Origin of the sequence: Ralstonia chuxiongensis (assembly GCF_024158925.1) — a bacterium.
Classification (GTDB): Bacteria; Pseudomonadota; Gammaproteobacteria; order Burkholderiales; family Burkholderiaceae; genus Ralstonia; species Ralstonia chuxiongensis.
Map to the genome: position 1 here is coordinate 50,560 of NZ_JAMYWC010000004.1, position 15,512 is coordinate 66,071.

Sequence of the window (15,512 nt, forward strand, 5' to 3'; positions counted from 1 at the left end):
TGTAATCCCTTATTTGCCTGCCAGGAACACGAAATACGTCAGCAGCCCAACCGTGCCGATGATCATCGCGAACGCATAGTCATAGATGAAGCCGGACTGGAGCAGGCGCACGACAGTCGCGAACCAGCCCACCAGACGCGCACTGCCGTTGACGACAACACCGTCGATCACTCCCTGATCGCCGCCCTTCCACAGGCCGCGGCCAAACTTGACCGCTCCGTTGGCGAAGACGATCTCGTTGATCTTGTCCATGTAGTACTTGTTGTCCAGCAGCTTGTAGACGCCAGAGAAACGCTTGGCGATCGCTGCCGGGATATCCGGGCGCTTCAGGTAGAAGAACCACGACAACACGACGCCCGCCAGCAGCAGAATGAACGGTGCCGACGTGAAGCCGTGCAGCGCCATCTCGACCCAGCCGTGGAAGTCTTCGGCCAAAACCTTCATAGCTTCGTGGTTGTCAGCATTGAAGATGACTTCCGAGAACACCACGCCGTGCTTGAAGAACTCGCCGAACAGCATCGGCTGGATTGCCATTGCACCGATGATGACCGACGGAATCGCCAGTAGGACCAACGGCACCGTCACCACCCACGGCGACTCGTGCGGCTTCTGGCCCGGAGCCAGACCATGGTGGTGATCGTGGTCGCCCTCTTCCTCTTCATGGTGATCGTCGTGATGGGCGTGAGCCTTGCCGAAACGCTCTTCACCGTGGAACACCAGGAAGTACATGCGGAACGAGTAAAACGCGGTCACGAACACGCCGGCCAGTACCGCCCAGTAAGCGAAACCGGCGCCCGGCAGGTGCGATTCGCGCACCGCTTCGATGATCGAGTCCTTCGAATAGAAGCCCGCGAAAAACGGTGTGCCGATCAGCGCCAGCGACCCCACCAGCGACGTCAGCCACGTGATCGGCATGTACTTGCGCAGGCCGCCCATGTTGCGCATGTCCTGATCGTGGTGCATGCCGATGATGACAGAGCCGGCGCCCAGGAACAGCAGGGCCTTGAAAAACGCGTGCGTCATCAGGTGGAACACGGCCACTTGATAAGCCGATGCGCCCAGCGCGACAGTCATGTAACCCAACTGGGACAGTGTGGAGTACGCCACCACCCGCTTGATGTCGGTCTGGATGATGCCCAGGAAGCCCATGAACAGCGCAGTGATGGCGCCGATGACCAGCACGAACGACAGTGCGGTGTCCGAGAGCTCGAACAGCGGCGACATGCGCGCGACCATGAAGATACCGGCGGTCACCATGGTGGCCGCGTGAATCAGCGCAGAAATCGGGGTCGGACCTTCCATCGAGTCCGGCAGCCATACGTGTAGCGGGAACTGCGCCGATTTACCCATCGCACCAATGAACAGGCAGATACAGGCGACCGTCAGCATGTGCCAATCAGTGCCAGGGAAGCCAATCGTGGCCAAGTTGTCGCGGGCGGCGAACACGTCGGCGTAGCTCAGGCTGCCGCTGTAGGCCAGCAGCAAACCGATGCCGAGCACGAAGCCAAAGTCACCCACGCGGTTGACCAGGAACGCCTTCATGTTGGCGTAGATAGCTGTCGGACGCTTGAACCAGAAGCCGATCAGCAGATACGACACAAGACCCACCGCTTCCCAGCCGAAGAACAGCTGCAGGAAGTTGTTGCTCATCACGAGCATCAACATCGAGAAGGTGAACAGCGAGATATAAGCGAAGAAACGGTTGTAGCCGTCATCTTCCGCCATGTAGCCGATGGTGTAGATGTGCACCATCAGCGAGACGAAGGTCACCACGCACATCATCATCGCCGTGAGCGAATCGATGAGGAAGCCGACTTCCATCTTCAGCGAGCCAACCGTCATCCATTCATAGACGGTGCCGTTGTAACCGGCGCCGTTGATGACGTCGGACAGCGTCAGCGCCGACAGGATGAAGGCGATCGCAACACCGAGGATGGTGACGCTGTGGGATGCCGTGCGGCCGATCTTCTCGCCAAAGAACTTGGTGCCGAACAGCCCAGCGATCGCTGCGCCGGCCAGCGGCGCGAGCGGAATCGCCAGCAGCAGGTTGGGATTGAGCGTGGTAGCCATGGAACGCTTCTTATAGGTGGATGCGGAGGTCAGCCCTTCAGGCTGTCCAGATCGTCGACGTTGATGGTGTCCAGATTGCGGAACAGCACCACCAGGATGGCGAGACCGATCGCGGATTCCGCCGCGGCCACCGTCAGGATGAAAAACACGAACACCTGACCTGCCAGATCGCCCAAGTAATGGGAGAACGCGACGAAGTTCAGGTTGACCGCCAGCAGCATCAATTCGATCGCCATCAGCAGCACGATGACGTTCTTGCGGTTCAGGAAGATGCCGACGATGCTGATGGCAAACAGCACCGCGCCGAGCACGAGGTAATGGGCAAGGGATAGCGAAGACATATGGGTTCTCTCCCGGGGCTCAGCTCTTGGATTCAGCCGAAGCTGCGCCAGCCGACTTTTCAGACGGCATCGAGACCAGACGTACACGGTCCTTGCGCTTCACACGGATTTGATCGGACACGTTCTGGGCCTTGGTGTCCTTGCGGCGGCGGGCGGTCAGGGCCACGGCCGCGACAATCGCCAGCAGCAGCACCGCGCCAGCGACTTCAAAGGCATAGATGTAATCGGTATAGATGAGCTTCCCGAGCGCCTGCGTGTTCGGGCCGGTAAAGCCCTTCGGCAACTCCTGCACCGGCTGTACGCGCCCCATGAAGGTCTTGGTCAGCACGACGGTCATTTCCAGGATGATGACCACGCCCACAAAGGCTGCCATCGGCACGTAAGTCCAGAAATCGCGTCGCAGGTGCTCGATGTCGATGTCGATCATCATCACCACGAACAGGAACAGCACCATCACTGCCCCAACGTAGACCAGCACCAGCGTGATGGCGAGGAACTCCGCCTTGAGCAGCATCCAGATCGCCGCCGCGGTGAAGAACGAGAGCACGAGGAACAACGCCGCGTGCACCGGGTTCTTCGCGGTGATGACCTTCAGCGCTGCGAGCACCAGCACGAGCGCGAAACAGTAGAAGATGATCGTCGTGATTTCCATGATCCTGGCACGGGCCGTTTTGCGGCACGCGCTTGTCCAAAGCCGCGATGGCGTGACGCCACCGCAACTGGTTGGCTCTCAAAGAGCCGTTGTCCAACCGGGATGTCAACTGCACCGCCCGCCAACCGCACGGCGGACGTTCTGAATCAGCGGTACTTTGCGTCGGCCGCCTTGTTGGCCGCAATTTCCGGCTCGAAGCGATCACCCACGGCCAGCAGCATGTCTTTGGTGAAATACAGGTCGCCGCGCTTCTCACCGTGGTATTCCAGGATGTGCGTCTCGACGATGGCGTCCACCGGGCAAGCCTCTTCACAGAAGCCGCAGAAAATACACTTGGTCAGGTCGATGTCGTAGCGCGTGGTGCGGCGAGTGCCGTCGTCGCGCTGATCTGACTCGATCGTGATGGCCAAAGCCGGGCACACGGCTTCGCACAGCTTGCAAGCGATGCAACGCTCTTCGCCGTTCGGATAGCGACGCAGTGCATGCAAACCGCGGAAGCGCGGCGACAGCGGCGTCTTCTCTTCCGGAAAGAGAACAGTGATCTTGCGCGCAAACAGGTAGCGCCCGGTCAGCGCCAGCCCCTTGAAGAGTTCCTTCAAGAGGAGGCTGTTAAAAAATTCCTTGATGGCAAGCAACATGGTGCCTTCCTATTGTCCCGTTACTTCCAGATGTTCCACGGCGACACCAACCAGATGGCGACGACGACAAGCCAGCCCACAGTGAGCGGAATGAAAATCTTCCAGCCCAGACGCATGATCTGGTCATAGCGATAGCGCGGGAACGATGCTCGCAGCCAGATAAAGACCGACAGCAGCAGGAAAACCTTGATGAGCAGCCAGAAGAAGCCAGGAATCCAGTTAAGGACCGGTGCATCAATCGGCGAAGCCCAGCCGCCCAGGAACAGCGTTGCCGTCAGCGCCGAGATCACGATCATGTTGATGTACTCGGCCAGGAAGAACAGCGCGAACGCCATGCCCGAGTATTCGATCATGTGGCCGGCCACGATTTCCGATTCGCCTTCCACCACGTCGAACGGGTGGCGGTTCGTTTCTGCCACACCCGAGATGAAGTAGACGCCGAACATCGGCAGCAGCGGCAGCCAGTTCCACGAAAGAATGTTGATGCCGTGACCCGCAAAGAAACCGCGGTTCTGCGAGTTGACAATGTCCGACAGATTCAGGCTGCCCGTCACCATCAGCACGGTCACTAGCGCGAAGCCCATGGCGATTTCGTACGAAATCATCTGTGCCGACGCGCGCATCGCACCCAGGAATGCGTACTTGGAGTTCGAAGCCCAGCCGGCCAGGATCACGCCGTACACGCCCACCGAGCTAATCGCCATCACGTACAGCAGACCGGCGTTGATGTTCGACACCATGGCTTCGGCCTGGAACGGAATCACCGCCCAGATCGCCACGGCGGGCATCAGCACCATCAGCGGCGCGATGATGTACATGCCACGGCTGACCGCGCTCGGCACCATGACTTCCTTGAGCAGCAGCTTGAGCACGTCGGCAATCGGCTGCAGCAGGCCCATCGGACCCACGCGGTTCGGGCCCAGACGCACGTGCATCCAGCCAATCAGCTTGCGCTCCCACAGGATCAGGTAAGCGACGCACAGCAGCAGCGGCAGAATGATGCAGACCGCGCGGACCAGCGTCCAGATCAGCGGCCACCATCCACCGAAGGTGGCGGTACCGAAAGAAGTAATCGACTCGATCATGTTGACCCTTACACCGTAGCCGCCAACGCGGACGATTCAACCTTCTCAACGCTCACCGCGCCGAACATGGCACCCAGCTGAGCCGAAGCCTCGGTGGCAGCCGGCACGCGGATCACACCGGAAGCCAGCGACTTGTCCAGCACGGCCGGCAGCACCACACTGCTCTGCCCTTGCGTCACGCGCACGGCATCATCATCGGCAAGACCGAGTTGCGCGTAGAGATCAGCCGGCAAGCCAGCGCGCATGGCGGCACGTGCTGCAGCCGTCAGTTGCAGCGAACCAGCGCGGCGCACGATCGGATCGGCGTGGTAGATCGGCACATCGGCCAGACGTTCGATGCCTGTCGCGGGGGCTGCCGGAGCAGCGGTCTGTGCAGTCGTCGTGTTCGACAAACGGGCGGTCACCGGTTTGGCCAGCACTTCGTCGCGCACTACTTCCGAGCTGTCGTATCCGAAGCCCGACACGTTCAGCAAGTTGCCCAGCACGCGCAGGACCTTCCATGCCGGACGCGAATCGCCTAGGCTTCGCACAACGCCGTTGAAGCTTTGCGGCAAACCCTCGCAGTTGACGAAGGTGCCCGAGGTTTCCGTGAACGGCGCGGTCGGCAGCAGCACGTCGGCGTACTCGAGTGCGGCGCGGGAGGCAAACGGCGCCAGCACGATCACAGTGTCAGCCTGGTCCAGCGCCGCACGAGCCTGCACAGGATTCGCGGTATCGAATTCAGGTTCGGCGCCCAGCAGCACGTAAGCACGACGCGGCTGCGCCAGCATAGCTGCGGCATTGAGGCCATTGCCTTGCGGCAGCGCACCGGCAATATAGCCACCGACGGTGTTGGCCGCTTCCGTCAGGAAGCCCAGCGTCGCACCGGTCTGCTGCGCAACCCACTGAGCCAACGCGTGCAGTTGCGAGAATTGCGGATGTGCTACAGCAGCGTTGCCGAGGAACACAGCCTTACGCTCGCCCGAAGCGAGGCTTGCGGCGATGCGCTTGGCAACGTCACCAGCTTCGATGCCATCGGTGCCGCCCGGACGGGCAACGTTGTTGGCCGCAGCCACGGCCACCGCCACTTGCGACAGCAGCGACAGCCATTGCGACGGTGCACCCAGCAGTTGCGTGGCGGGCATCAGCAGATCTTCGCCGCCGGCGCTGATCATGTTCAGTTGCGCACCCTTCTTGCCAGCTTGGCGCAGACGCGCAGCCAGCAGCGGATGATCCTTACGCAGGAAGGCGCCAACAACCAGCGTGCGCTGCAGCAGCGACACATCGGCGATCGGCAGGCCTAGCCACGGAGCGCCCGTCGGCTTGACGGAAAAATCGGATTGGCGCAGACGGAAATCGACGTTGTCGCTGCCAATGCCACGCACCAACTTTTGCAGCAAGAACAGCTCTTCAAGCGTGCTGTGCGGGCTGGCCAATGCACCAATCTGCTCAGCGCCATGGTCACGCTTGATTTCGTTCAGGCCGTTGGCGACGTATTCCAGCGCCGTAGTCCAGTCGACGGCTTTCCACTGACCGCCTTGCTTGAGCATCGGCTGGGTCAGACGATCGTCGCTGTTCACGCCTTCATAGGCGAAGCGATCCTTGTCGGAAAGCCAACATTCGTTGATGGCTTCGTTGTCCAGCGGCAGAACGCGCATGACGCGCTGGTTCTTGGTCTGGACGATCACGTTCGCGCCCAGGCCGTCGTGCGGCGACACCGACTTGCGGCGTGCCAGCTCCCACGTGCGGGCCGAATAACGGAACGGCTTGCTGGTCAGCGCGCCGACCGGGCACAAGTCGATCATGTTGCCCGACAACTCGGAGTCAACGGTTTGACCAACGAACGTCGTGATCTCGGAATGCTCGCCACGGTTGAGCATGCCCAGTTCCATCACGCCGGCAATTTCCTGACCAAAGCGGACACAACGCGTGCAGTGAATGCACCGCGTCATCTCTTCCATGGAGATCAGCGGGCCCACGTTCTTGTGGAACACCACACGCTTCTCTTCCTGGTAGCGCGATTCAGACTTGCCGTAACCCACGGCCAGATCCTGCAGTTGGCACTCGCCACCCTGATCACAGATCGGGCAATCCAGCGGGTGGTTAATCAGCAGGAATTCCATCACGGACTTCTGCGCCTTCACCGCCTTTTCGGAGTTTGTGAAGACCTTCATGCCCGCAGTGACGGGCGTGGCGCAGGCGGGCAGCGCCTTGGGCGCCTTCTCGACTTCGACCAGGCACATCCGGCAGTTGGCCGCGACCGACAGTTTGCGGTGATAGCAGAAGTGAGGAATGTAGGTGCCCGTCTGGCGAGCCGCCTCCATCACCAGGCTGCCTTCGGCAACCTCAACCTTCTTGCCATCGATTTCGATTTCAACCATGTTCTGCCACGCTTAAATGTAGGTGGGCACCATGCACTGCTTGTGTTCGACGTGATACGCGAACTCATCCCAGTAGTGCTTGAGCATGCCACGGACCGGCATCGCGGCGGCATCGCCGAGCGCGCAGATGGTCCGACCCATGATGTTTTCGGCCACGTTGTTCAGCAGGTCCAGGTCTTCCTGGCGGCCCTTGCCGTGCTCGATGCGGTCGACCACGCGGTACAGCCAGCCGGTGCCTTCACGGCACGGCGTGCACTGGCCGCACGACTCTTCGAAATAGAAGTACGACAGGCGCAGCAGCGACTTCACCATGCAGCGCGTTTCGTCCATCACGATCACAGCGCCCGAGCCCAGCATCGAACCAGCCTTGGCGATCGAGTCGTAGTCCATGTCGGAGGCCATCATCAGGTCGGCCGGCACCACCGGCGCCGACGAACCACCCGGGATGACCGCCTTGAGTTTCTTGCCGCCGCGCATGCCGCCGGCCAGCTCCAGCAGCTTGGAGAACGGCGTGCCGAGCGGAATCTCGTAGTTGCCCGGACGCTCCACGTCGCCGGACACAGAGAAGATCTTCGAGCCGCCGTTGTTCGGCTTGCCCATCTTCAGATAATTGTCCGGACCGATGGCCAGCAGGAACGGCACCGCAGCAAAAGTTTCGGTGTTGTTGATGGTGGTCGGCTTGCCGTACAGGCCAAAGCTCGCCGGGAACGGCGGCTTGAAGCGCGGCTGGCCCTTCTTGCCTTCCAGCGACTCAAGCAACGCGGTCTCTTCGCCGCAGATGTACGCGCCATAGCCATGGTGCGCATGCAGTTGGAAGTTGAAACCAGAGCCCAGGATGTTGTCGCCCAGGAAGCCCGCAGCACGCGCTTCTTCAAGCGCCTGCTCAAAGATCTTGTATTCGTTCCAGATTTCGCCGTGGATATAGTTGTAGCCCACGGTGATACCCATCGCGTAACCGCCGATGGCCATGCCTTCGATCAACGCGTGCGGGTTGTAGCGGATGATGTCGCGATCCTTGAACGTACCCGGCTCGCCTTCGTCGGTGTTGCAGACCAGATACTTCTGGCCCGGGAACTGGCGCGGCATGAAGCTCCACTTCAGGCCGGTCGGGAAACCTGCACCGCCACGGCCGCGCAGGCCCGACGCTTTCACGTCAGCAATGACCTGTTCGGGGGTGATCTTCTCGGTAAGGATGCGCTTGAGCTGTTGATAGCCGCCGCGCTTGACGTAATCTTCAAGATGCCAGTTGTCGCCGTTCAAGCCGGCGAGAATCAACGGCTGGATATGTCGATCGTGCAGAGAGGTCATTTACTTGCCTGCTCCGGTGGTCGGCGCCTTCGACTGGAGGTCAGCGATCAGCGCGTCGAGCTTCTCGTTGCTCATGAAGCTGCACATGTGGGTGTTGTTGACGATCATGACCGGCGCATCACCGCACGCGCCCATGCACTCGCCTTCCTTCAGCGTGAAGTTGCCGTCGGCCGTGGTTTCGTTGAAACCGATGCCGAGCTTCTTTTTCAGGTAATCGGCCGCGCGCTCGCCGCCTGACAACGCACACGGCAAGTTCGTGCACACCGACAGCTTGAAGCGGCCCACCGGCTTGGTGTCATACATGTTGTAGAACGTCGCCACTTCCTCGACCCACACCGGCGGCATTTCGAGGTACTCGGCCACGAACTGCATGACTTCGGGCGAGACCCAGCCTTTCTCGCTCTGCGCGACCGCCAGCGCCGCCATCACGGCGGATTGCTTCTGGTCGGCGGGATATTTCGCGACCGCCCGGTCGATTTCCTTGAGAGCTTCTGCTGATAGCATGTTCGTTGCGATTGGTGCGGGACGCGGGGCGTGCTACCTAGCAGCCATACCCCGGCGTGCGTCCTCGTTTCACAGCCGCGCTTGCCTGCGCGTCAAACCGTTGTTTCTTGCGGGTTCAGCGATCGATCTCGCCAAACACGATGTCTTGCGTACCGATGATCGTCACTGCGTCGGCAATCATGTGGCCCTTCGCCATTTCGTCGAGCGCGGCCAGATGAACAAAGCCAGGTGCGCGGATCTTCAGACGGTACGGCTTGTTGGCGCCGTCGGAGATTGCGTAGATGCCGAACTCACCCTTCGGGTGCTCAACGGCGGCGTATGCCTCACCTTCGGGCACGTGCATACCTTCCGTAAAGAGCTTGAAGTGGTGAATCAGCTCTTCCATGTTGGTCTTCATGTCAACGCGCGACGGCGGCGCCACCTTGTGGTTATCGGTGATCACCGGGCCCGGGTTCTTACGCAGCCACTCGATGCACTGGCGAATGATGCGATTGCTCTGGCGCATTTCTTCCACGCGCACCAGATAACGGTCGTAGCAATCGCCGTTCACGCCAACCGGGATGTCGAAATCGACGCGGTCGTACACTTCGTACGGCTGCTTCTTGCGCACATCCCATTCGATGCCCGAACCACGCAACATCGCACCGGAGAAACCTTTGTTAAGGGCGCGCTCGGGGCTCACCACGCCGATACCAACCAGACGTTGCTTCCAAATCCGGTTGTCGGTCAACAGCGTTTCGTACTCATCAACATACTTCGGGAAGCGGTTGGTGAAGTCTTCAATGAAGTCCAGCAGCGAACCCGAACGCGTTTCGTTCAGGGCGGCCAGGGCCTTCTCGTTGCGCACCTTGGATGCCTTGTATTGCGGCATCGTGTCAGGTAGGTCGCGATAGACACCGCCCGGACGGTAGTAGGCTGCGTGCATGCGCGCGCCCGACACCGCCTCATACATATCGAACAAGTCTTCGCGCTCGCGGAAGGCGTACAAGAACACCGCCATGGCGCCCACGTCCAGCGCGTGCGAACCGATCCACATCAGGTGGTTCATGATCCGAGTGATCTCGTCGAACATGACGCGGATGTACTGCGCACGCAGCGGCACTTCGAGACCCAGCAGGCGCTCGATTGCCATCACGTAAGCGTGCTCGTTGACCATCATCGACACGTAGTCGAGGCGATCCATGTACGGCACGCTCTGAATCCAGGTCTTTTGCTCGGCGAGCTTTTCAGTCGCGCGGTGCAGCAGGCCGATGTGCGGATCGGCACGTTGAATGACTTCGCCGTCCAGCTCGAGCACCAGGCGCAGCACGCCGTGTGCGGCCGGGTGTTGCGGACCGAAGTTCAGGGTGTAGTTCTTGATATCTGCCATGATCGGGCGCCCTTCAGTGCTTCAGACCACCGTATTGATTCTCGCGGATCACACGCGGCGTAATCTCGCGCGGCTCGATGGTTACCGGCTGGTAGACCACGCGGCGCTGCACCGGGTCGTAGCGCATTTCAACGTAACCCGACACGGGGAAGTCTTTGCGGAACGGGTGACCGATGAAGCCGTAGTCAGTCAGGATGCGGCGCAGATCCGGGTGGCCCTCGAATACCAGACCGTACAGGTCGAACGCTTCGCGCTCGAACCAGTCAGCGGAACTCCAGATGGTCGTCACAGACGACACCACCGGCAGGTCGTCGTCCGGCGCAAACACGCGTACGCGAACGCGCCAGTTGTGCGTGATCGACAGCAGATGCGACACAGCGGCAAAACGCGGACCGTTCCAGGCACCGTCGCCGTAGTCGGCATAATCGACGCCGCACAGATCCATCAGTTGCTCAAATTTGAGCGAAGCGTCATCGCGCAAGGTGCGCATGACCTCGTGGTAATCGGCAGCCTTCACCACGAGGGTGAGTTCACCGACCGATTCGGTCAGGCTTTGAACGCGATTGCCCAGCGCCTTTTCCAGCGCGGCCTTCAGGGTGGCGAGCTTGTCGGTCATGTCAGGCCTTGCGCGCGATGGTATTGGTGCGACGGATCTTGGCCTGTAGCTGGATGATGCCGTAGATCAGTGCTTCTGCCGTCGGCGGGCAGCCCGGCACGTACACGTCGACCGGCACGATGCGATCGCAGCCGCGCACGACAGAATACGAGTAGTGGTAGTAACCGCCGCCGTTCGCGCACGAACCCATCGAGATGACCCAGCGAGGCTCGGCCATCTGGTCGTACACCTTGCGCAGCGCGGGCGCCATCTTGTTGCACAGCGTGCCGGCCACAATCATCACGTCAGACTGACGCGGCGACGGGCGAAACACCACGCCGAAACGGTCCAGGTCATAACGCGATGCGCCGGCGTGCATCATTTCGACAGCACAACAGGCCAAGCCGAACGTCATCGGCCAGAGTGACCCAGTACGGGTCCAGTTGATTAGCTTGTCAGCGGTGGTCGTGACAAAGCCTTCATTGAGTACGCCTTCGATCGCCATTTCACATCACTCCCAATCGAGCGCGCCTTTTTTCCAGATGTAGACGAAGCCCACGAGAAACTCGAGAAGAAACACACCCATCGCGAAGAACCCAGGCCAGCCGATCTCACGCAGCGCCACGCCCCAGGGAAACAGGAACGCAGTCTCCAGATCGAACAGGATGAACAGGATGGCGATGAGGTAATAGCGCACGTCGAACTTCATGCGCGCGTCTTCGAATGCTTCGAAGCCGCACTCGTACGGCGAGAGCTTGTCAGGATCGGGATTGTTCGGACCGAGGACTCGGCCGATGGTCATCAGAGCAAGGCCAAGGCCAACGCCGACAACGATGAACAACAGTACGGGGAAATAGGCTTCGAGGTTCAAGGGACGCCCGCCTTTTTGAATGGTTGCAACAGCACTGCCCGCAGGCGGCGCCTTGTCGCCCCATCGAAGGCGCCGGGTCCGCAGCCTTACGACGCCTCGACTACGCGTCGTCTTGCGGAGGGGCCTGCGCGGAACATCCCGTTGAACAGACCCCGAATTTGATTGGTGCCGACGGCGAGACTCGAACTCGCACAGCTTTCGCCACTACCCCCTCAAGATAGCGTGTCTACCAATTTCACCACGTCGGCTGGGGGAAGAAACTTTATCAGGAAGCCGGTTGAGACTTAACGCCCTCGCCGTTCCCCGCGTTGTTTCAAGCCTTGCATTCTACCGCAAAGCAACGCTTTTGTTCAATGCACAAACAAAAATCTTATGCCTCGCGACGCACCGGAAAACCTCAACGGCACGCCGCGATCATTACATCAAGTTACTTGGGCACAGCCGGCGCCGAAGCAGCGCCCGGAGCGGCAGCAGGAGCCGACGCGGCCGGGGCGGAGGCCGTCGACGTAACAGGCGCGACCGAACCCATCACACCTGCCGACACGCTACCCTTGTTGGTGCCGATCAGCGTCAGCGCCAGCGTGGCAATAAAGAACACGGTGGCCAGCACGGCCGTCGTGCGCGAGAGGAAGTTTGCCGAGCCGGTAGCGCCAAACAGGCTACCCGATGCGCCAGAGCCAAACGCCGCCCCAACGTCCGCGCCCTTGCCGTGCTGCAAAAGCACCAGGCCGATCACGCCGAGCGCGCTCAGAATTTGCGCCACCAGCAGTAGAGTCTTCAGAATTGCCATTTCGTTTCTCTCAATAATATGTTGCAGTCGCACATGTGTGACATGACGACTCGATCCGTCGTTTATGCGCGACCAATCGCCAGGAAATCTTCTGCCTTCAGCGATGCGCCGCCGATCAGGCCGCCATCGATGTCCGCCATTGCAAACAACTCGCCGGCATTGTCCGGCTTGACGCTGCCGCCGTACAGAATCGCCAAGCGCTGCGCCACACCTGCGTCGCGGGCAGCAACGCGGGCGCGCAGGAATGCGTGCACTGCCTGCGCCTGCTCGCTGGTTGCCGTCTTGCCCGTGCCGATTGCCCAAACCGGCTCATACGCCACGACGATACGACCCAGTTGCTCAACCGACAGCGTTTCCAGCACCGCATCCAGTTGACGGGCAACCACCTGCTCGGTCTCACCAGCTTCGCGCTGCGCAAGCGTTTCGCCCACACAGACGATTGGGGTGATGCCATGTTCCAGTGCACGCAGCGCCTTGGTCGCCACTTGCGCGTCGGTTTCGCCGTGGTACGAGCGACGCTCGGAGTGACCGACGATCACGTAGCCGCAGCCAAATTCCGACAGCATCGACGCCGCCACTTCGCCGGTGAAGGCGCCTCGCGTTTCAGCCGACACATCCTGTGCACCCCAACCCACCGCCGAACCGGCGAGCAAGGACTGGCACTGTGCCAGGTACGGGAATGGCGCACATACGGCCAGCGTGGCGTTGGTTTTGCCTGCCGACTTGATCTGTTCAAGCAGCGCGGCGTTCGCGCTCAGGCTGCCATGCAGCTTCCAGTTGCCCACCACCAGCTTCGGTCTTGCGTTCACGTTTTGCCCGGTCGACTGTCAAATAAACCCGGCATTCTACCGTGGCGACAAAAACAGGGTCAATTTTGGCGTCTTGGAATCAATCCCAAACCAACATGATCTTGCCGATATGGGCGCTCGATTCCATCAACGCGTGCGCCTGCGCCGCTTGCGCGGCTGGCATAACCTCGTGGACAACCGGCTTGATGCGCCCTGACGCCAGCAACGGCCAGACCGTTTCATACAGATTGGCCGCAATGGCCGCTTTGAATGCAACCGGACGCGGGCGCAACGTCGAGCCGGTCAGCGTAATGCGACGGCGCAGAATGTCGCCCAGTGGCACCTCGGCTTTCGCGCCGCCGAGCAACGCGATCAATACGATGCGGCCGTCATCGGCGGTGCAGGCAATTTCGCGCCCAACATAGCTGCCGCCGACCATGTCGAGCACCACGTCGGCGCCGCGTCCAGTCTCGGCCTTGACGATCTCGACGAAATCTTCGGTCTTGTAGTTGATGGCGCGCGTGGCCCCGAGGTCGACACAGGCCTTGCACTTGTCGGCGCTGCCCGCGGTGGCGAACACGCGGTGACCCAATGCAGAAGCGATCTGAATCGCGGTCGTGCCAATGCCGCTGGAGCCACCCTGCACGAGCAACGTTTCATCGGCGCCATGCGCGCCCTGCCCCAGCAAGCCGCGGTCGAACACATTCGACCACACGGTGAAATAGTTCTCGGGCAATGCAGCGGCTTCGACATCCGACAAGCCGGCCGGCACCGGCAGGACTTGGCCCAGCGGCGCCGTGCAGAACTCCGCATAGCCGCCGCCTTGCACCAGCGCGCAAACACGATCACCCGCCTTCAGGCCGTAGCGATTGTCGGCGTGTGCCAGATCGCCACCGACGATTTCGCCAGCAACTTCAAGCCCCGGAATATCGGAGGCACCGGGCGGCACCGGATAGTTTCCCGTGCGCTGGAACACATCGGGCCGGTTCACGCCCGCTGCGCGCACACGGATCAGCACCTCGCCGCTCTTGGCCTCCGGCATCGGGCGCTCGCCAAGCTTCAAGACTTCAGGGCCACCGTATTGGGTGATTTCAATCGCTTTCATGGGAATCGGATCGATGAGGGTTACGACGCTGCGCGCGCGTTACGAGACGCTACGCTTCGGTTCAACAAAGTGCTGCGGAATGCCGCGCGTGGTTTCGCGCATGATTTCTTGTTTGCCGTGAACAATGCCATCGGCGATCTTGCCGATATGCAACTTGAGCCACATCTCCGTCGGCGAGCCAGCACGATAGTCGGCCGGGCCGAGCATGTCGACGCGATCATCGGCACGCAAGTTGTCGGCCTGCTCGAATGAACGAGGGCTCTCCGGGTTGTAGACCGCATAGGTGCGGCCACCACCCTTGCGCGCGACCGAAAACGCCGGAATATCGCTCGGCCCGTCGGCCACGTAGATCATGTTGGCGAACGGCACGCGGCGCTCGTCCTCGGCAATCGACGAGTTCACACTCACCGCTTCCGGGTGTTTGTTGACGCCCTTGTTGATCTCAAACAGTGCGCGCGTCTTGGTGGTGTTGTCGATGGCGTAGATGACTTCCGAGATGACCCGTCGGCCGTTCGCGTTTTTGTCGGGTCCCTCCAGGAATTCGCAGCCCCACACGCCGTCGATGTATGGGGCGATGGGCGAGCCCTTGATCATCTCCGTCAGGCCGGTGCTGACGATGTAGTGCTCAAGCTTGATGTCGAACGCTTGGTAGGTTGCGTTGTCGCGCACCCACGCCTTGCTGCGCTCGAAGAAATCGGTCACGCCGGGGAAGAATTCGAGTTCGGCGCCCAGCTCGCGGAGCGTGGCGTTGTCGAGACCGCCCATGCGGCCGTCGCGCACATGGCGCAGCAGCACATTGAGGTAGAACGTTTCGTGGTTGACCTTCTGGCCGCGCGATTCGATTTCGCGCGAGCCTGCGGCCACTTCGTCCCAGAAAGCCTGCTCGGAGATGTTGAAGCGATCGAACAGCGGCACTTGCATGTAGCGCGGAATCAGCGTCTTGTCGAAATCCCAGACGATGGCGATGCGATTTTGCTCGAACAGGCGGCTCATGATGGGGCGCGAAAGGGCAACGGGAGGAACTCGCGACGCAGTG

At 60.9% G+C, this 15,512-nt stretch carries 16 protein-coding genes and 1 tRNA gene; all 17 read right to left on the bottom strand.

What is annotated here, in order from left to right:
* Positions 1-9 precede the first annotated feature (9 nt).
* Positions 10-2,070, bottom strand: a complete 2,061-nt coding sequence (gene nuoL / locus NKG59_RS13675; RefSeq protein ID WP_253537683.1) for an NADH-quinone oxidoreductase subunit L — start codon at positions 2,068-2,070, stop codon at positions 10-12.
* 29 nt (positions 2,071-2,099) lie between these two features.
* Positions 2,100-2,411, bottom strand: coding sequence for an NADH-quinone oxidoreductase subunit NuoK (gene nuoK / locus NKG59_RS13680; RefSeq protein WP_004630788.1), 312 nt, complete (start codon positions 2,409-2,411; stop codon positions 2,100-2,102).
* 19 nt (positions 2,412-2,430) lie between these two features.
* Positions 2,431-3,063, bottom strand: a complete 633-nt coding sequence (locus NKG59_RS13685; RefSeq protein ID WP_045206191.1) for an NADH-quinone oxidoreductase subunit J — start codon at positions 3,061-3,063, stop codon at positions 2,431-2,433.
* A 146-nt stretch (positions 3,064-3,209) separates the two neighbouring features.
* Complete coding sequence (nuoI, locus tag NKG59_RS13690; protein ID WP_003261939.1) at positions 3,210-3,701, bottom strand: NADH-quinone oxidoreductase subunit NuoI; 492 nt, start codon at positions 3,699-3,701, stop codon at positions 3,210-3,212.
* Between the two features lie 20 nt (positions 3,702-3,721).
* Complete coding sequence (gene nuoH / locus NKG59_RS13695; protein ID WP_009241059.1) at positions 3,722-4,786, bottom strand: NADH-quinone oxidoreductase subunit NuoH; 1,065 nt, start codon at positions 4,784-4,786, stop codon at positions 3,722-3,724.
* Between the two features lie 8 nt (positions 4,787-4,794).
* Positions 4,795-7,146 carry an NADH-quinone oxidoreductase subunit NuoG gene (nuoG, locus tag NKG59_RS13700; RefSeq protein ID WP_253537686.1) on the bottom strand — a complete coding sequence of 784 codons (2,352 nt, stop codon included), beginning with the start codon at positions 7,144-7,146 and terminating at the stop codon, positions 4,795-4,797.
* A 12-nt stretch (positions 7,147-7,158) separates the two neighbouring features.
* Positions 7,159-8,454 (bottom strand): NADH-quinone oxidoreductase subunit NuoF, encoded by a 1,296-nt coding sequence (nuoF, locus tag NKG59_RS13705; RefSeq protein ID WP_004630799.1) that lies wholly within the window; start codon positions 8,452-8,454, stop codon positions 7,159-7,161.
* Complete coding sequence (gene nuoE / locus NKG59_RS13710; protein WP_045206189.1) at positions 8,455-8,958, bottom strand: NADH-quinone oxidoreductase subunit NuoE; 504 nt, start codon at positions 8,956-8,958, stop codon at positions 8,455-8,457. It abuts the gene before it with no gap.
* A 115-nt stretch (positions 8,959-9,073) separates the two neighbouring features.
* Positions 9,074-10,327, bottom strand: a complete 1,254-nt coding sequence (locus NKG59_RS13715) for an NADH-quinone oxidoreductase subunit D (RefSeq protein WP_024975292.1) — start codon at positions 10,325-10,327, stop codon at positions 9,074-9,076.
* Between the two features lie 13 nt (positions 10,328-10,340).
* Positions 10,341-10,943: an NADH-quinone oxidoreductase subunit C gene (locus NKG59_RS13720; protein ID WP_253537689.1), complete on the bottom strand. Its 603-nt coding sequence runs from the start codon at positions 10,941-10,943 to the stop codon at positions 10,341-10,343.
* Position 10,944: 1 nt separating this feature from the next.
* Entirely contained in the window at positions 10,945-11,427 is a 483-nt protein-coding gene (locus NKG59_RS13725) for a NuoB/complex I 20 kDa subunit family protein (protein WP_004630808.1), read from the bottom strand.
* A 6-nt stretch (positions 11,428-11,433) separates the two neighbouring features.
* A complete protein-coding gene (locus NKG59_RS13730) occupies positions 11,434-11,793 on the bottom strand; it encodes an NADH-quinone oxidoreductase subunit A (protein ID WP_004630810.1) in 360 nt (119 codons plus the stop codon).
* 163 nt (positions 11,794-11,956) lie between these two features.
* Positions 11,957-12,041, bottom strand: a tRNA-Leu gene (locus tag NKG59_RS13735).
* A 179-nt stretch (positions 12,042-12,220) separates the two neighbouring features.
* Positions 12,221-12,583 (bottom strand): preprotein translocase subunit SecG, encoded by a 363-nt coding sequence (gene secG / locus NKG59_RS13740; protein ID WP_045206187.1) that lies wholly within the window; start codon positions 12,581-12,583, stop codon positions 12,221-12,223.
* A gap of 62 nt (positions 12,584-12,645) precedes the next feature.
* The gene (gene tpiA / locus NKG59_RS13745) at positions 12,646-13,392 is read right to left on the bottom strand and encodes a triose-phosphate isomerase (RefSeq protein WP_045206186.1); all 747 of its coding nucleotides are present in this window, start codon (positions 13,390-13,392) and stop codon (positions 12,646-12,648) included.
* A gap of 79 nt (positions 13,393-13,471) precedes the next feature.
* The gene (locus NKG59_RS13750; RefSeq protein WP_253537692.1) at positions 13,472-14,476 is read right to left on the bottom strand and encodes an NAD(P)H-quinone oxidoreductase; all 1,005 of its coding nucleotides are present in this window, start codon (positions 14,474-14,476) and stop codon (positions 13,472-13,474) included.
* A gap of 39 nt (positions 14,477-14,515) precedes the next feature.
* Positions 14,516-15,469 carry an HAD family hydrolase gene (locus NKG59_RS13755; protein ID WP_253537695.1) on the bottom strand — a complete coding sequence of 318 codons (954 nt, stop codon included), beginning with the start codon at positions 15,467-15,469 and terminating at the stop codon, positions 14,516-14,518.
* Positions 15,470-15,512: the final 43 nt, after the last annotated feature.

Bases quoted from the DNA above. Each gene is read 5' to 3' on its own strand.
- nuoL (WP_253537683.1), bottom strand. From the start codon at position 2,070: ATGGCTACCACGCTCAATCCCAACCTGCTGCTGGCGATTCCGCTCGCG.
- nuoK (WP_004630788.1), bottom strand. From the start codon at position 2,411: ATGTCTTCGCTATCCCTTGCCCATTACCTCGTGCTCGGCGCGGTGCTG.
- NKG59_RS13685 (WP_045206191.1), bottom strand. From the start codon at position 3,063: ATGGAAATCACGACGATCATCTTCTACTGTTTCGCGCTCGTGCTGGTG.
- nuoI (WP_003261939.1), bottom strand. From the start codon at position 3,701: ATGTTGCTTGCCATCAAGGAATTTTTTAACAGCCTCCTCTTGAAGGAA.
- nuoH (WP_009241059.1), bottom strand. From the start codon at position 4,786: ATGATCGAGTCGATTACTTCTTTCGGTACCGCCACCTTCGGTGGATGG.
- nuoG (WP_253537686.1), bottom strand. From the start codon at position 7,146: ATGGTTGAAATCGAAATCGATGGCAAGAAGGTTGAGGTTGCCGAAGGC.
- nuoF (WP_004630799.1), bottom strand. From the start codon at position 8,454: ATGACCTCTCTGCACGATCGACATATCCAGCCGTTGATTCTCGCCGGC.
- nuoE (WP_045206189.1), bottom strand. From the start codon at position 8,958: ATGCTATCAGCAGAAGCTCTCAAGGAAATCGACCGGGCGGTCGCGAAA.
- NKG59_RS13715 (WP_024975292.1), bottom strand. From the start codon at position 10,327: ATGGCAGATATCAAGAACTACACCCTGAACTTCGGTCCGCAACACCCG.
- NKG59_RS13720 (WP_253537689.1), bottom strand. From the start codon at position 10,943: ATGACCGACAAGCTCGCCACCCTGAAGGCCGCGCTGGAAAAGGCGCTG.
- NKG59_RS13725 (WP_004630808.1), bottom strand. From the start codon at position 11,427: ATGGCGATCGAAGGCGTACTCAATGAAGGCTTTGTCACGACCACCGCT.
- secG (WP_045206187.1), bottom strand. From the start codon at position 12,583: ATGGCAATTCTGAAGACTCTACTGCTGGTGGCGCAAATTCTGAGCGCG.
- NKG59_RS13750 (WP_253537692.1), bottom strand. From the start codon at position 14,476: ATGAAAGCGATTGAAATCACCCAATACGGTGGCCCTGAAGTCTTGAAG.
- NKG59_RS13755 (WP_253537695.1), bottom strand. From the start codon at position 15,469: ATGAGCCGCCTGTTCGAGCAAAATCGCATCGCCATCGTCTGGGATTTC.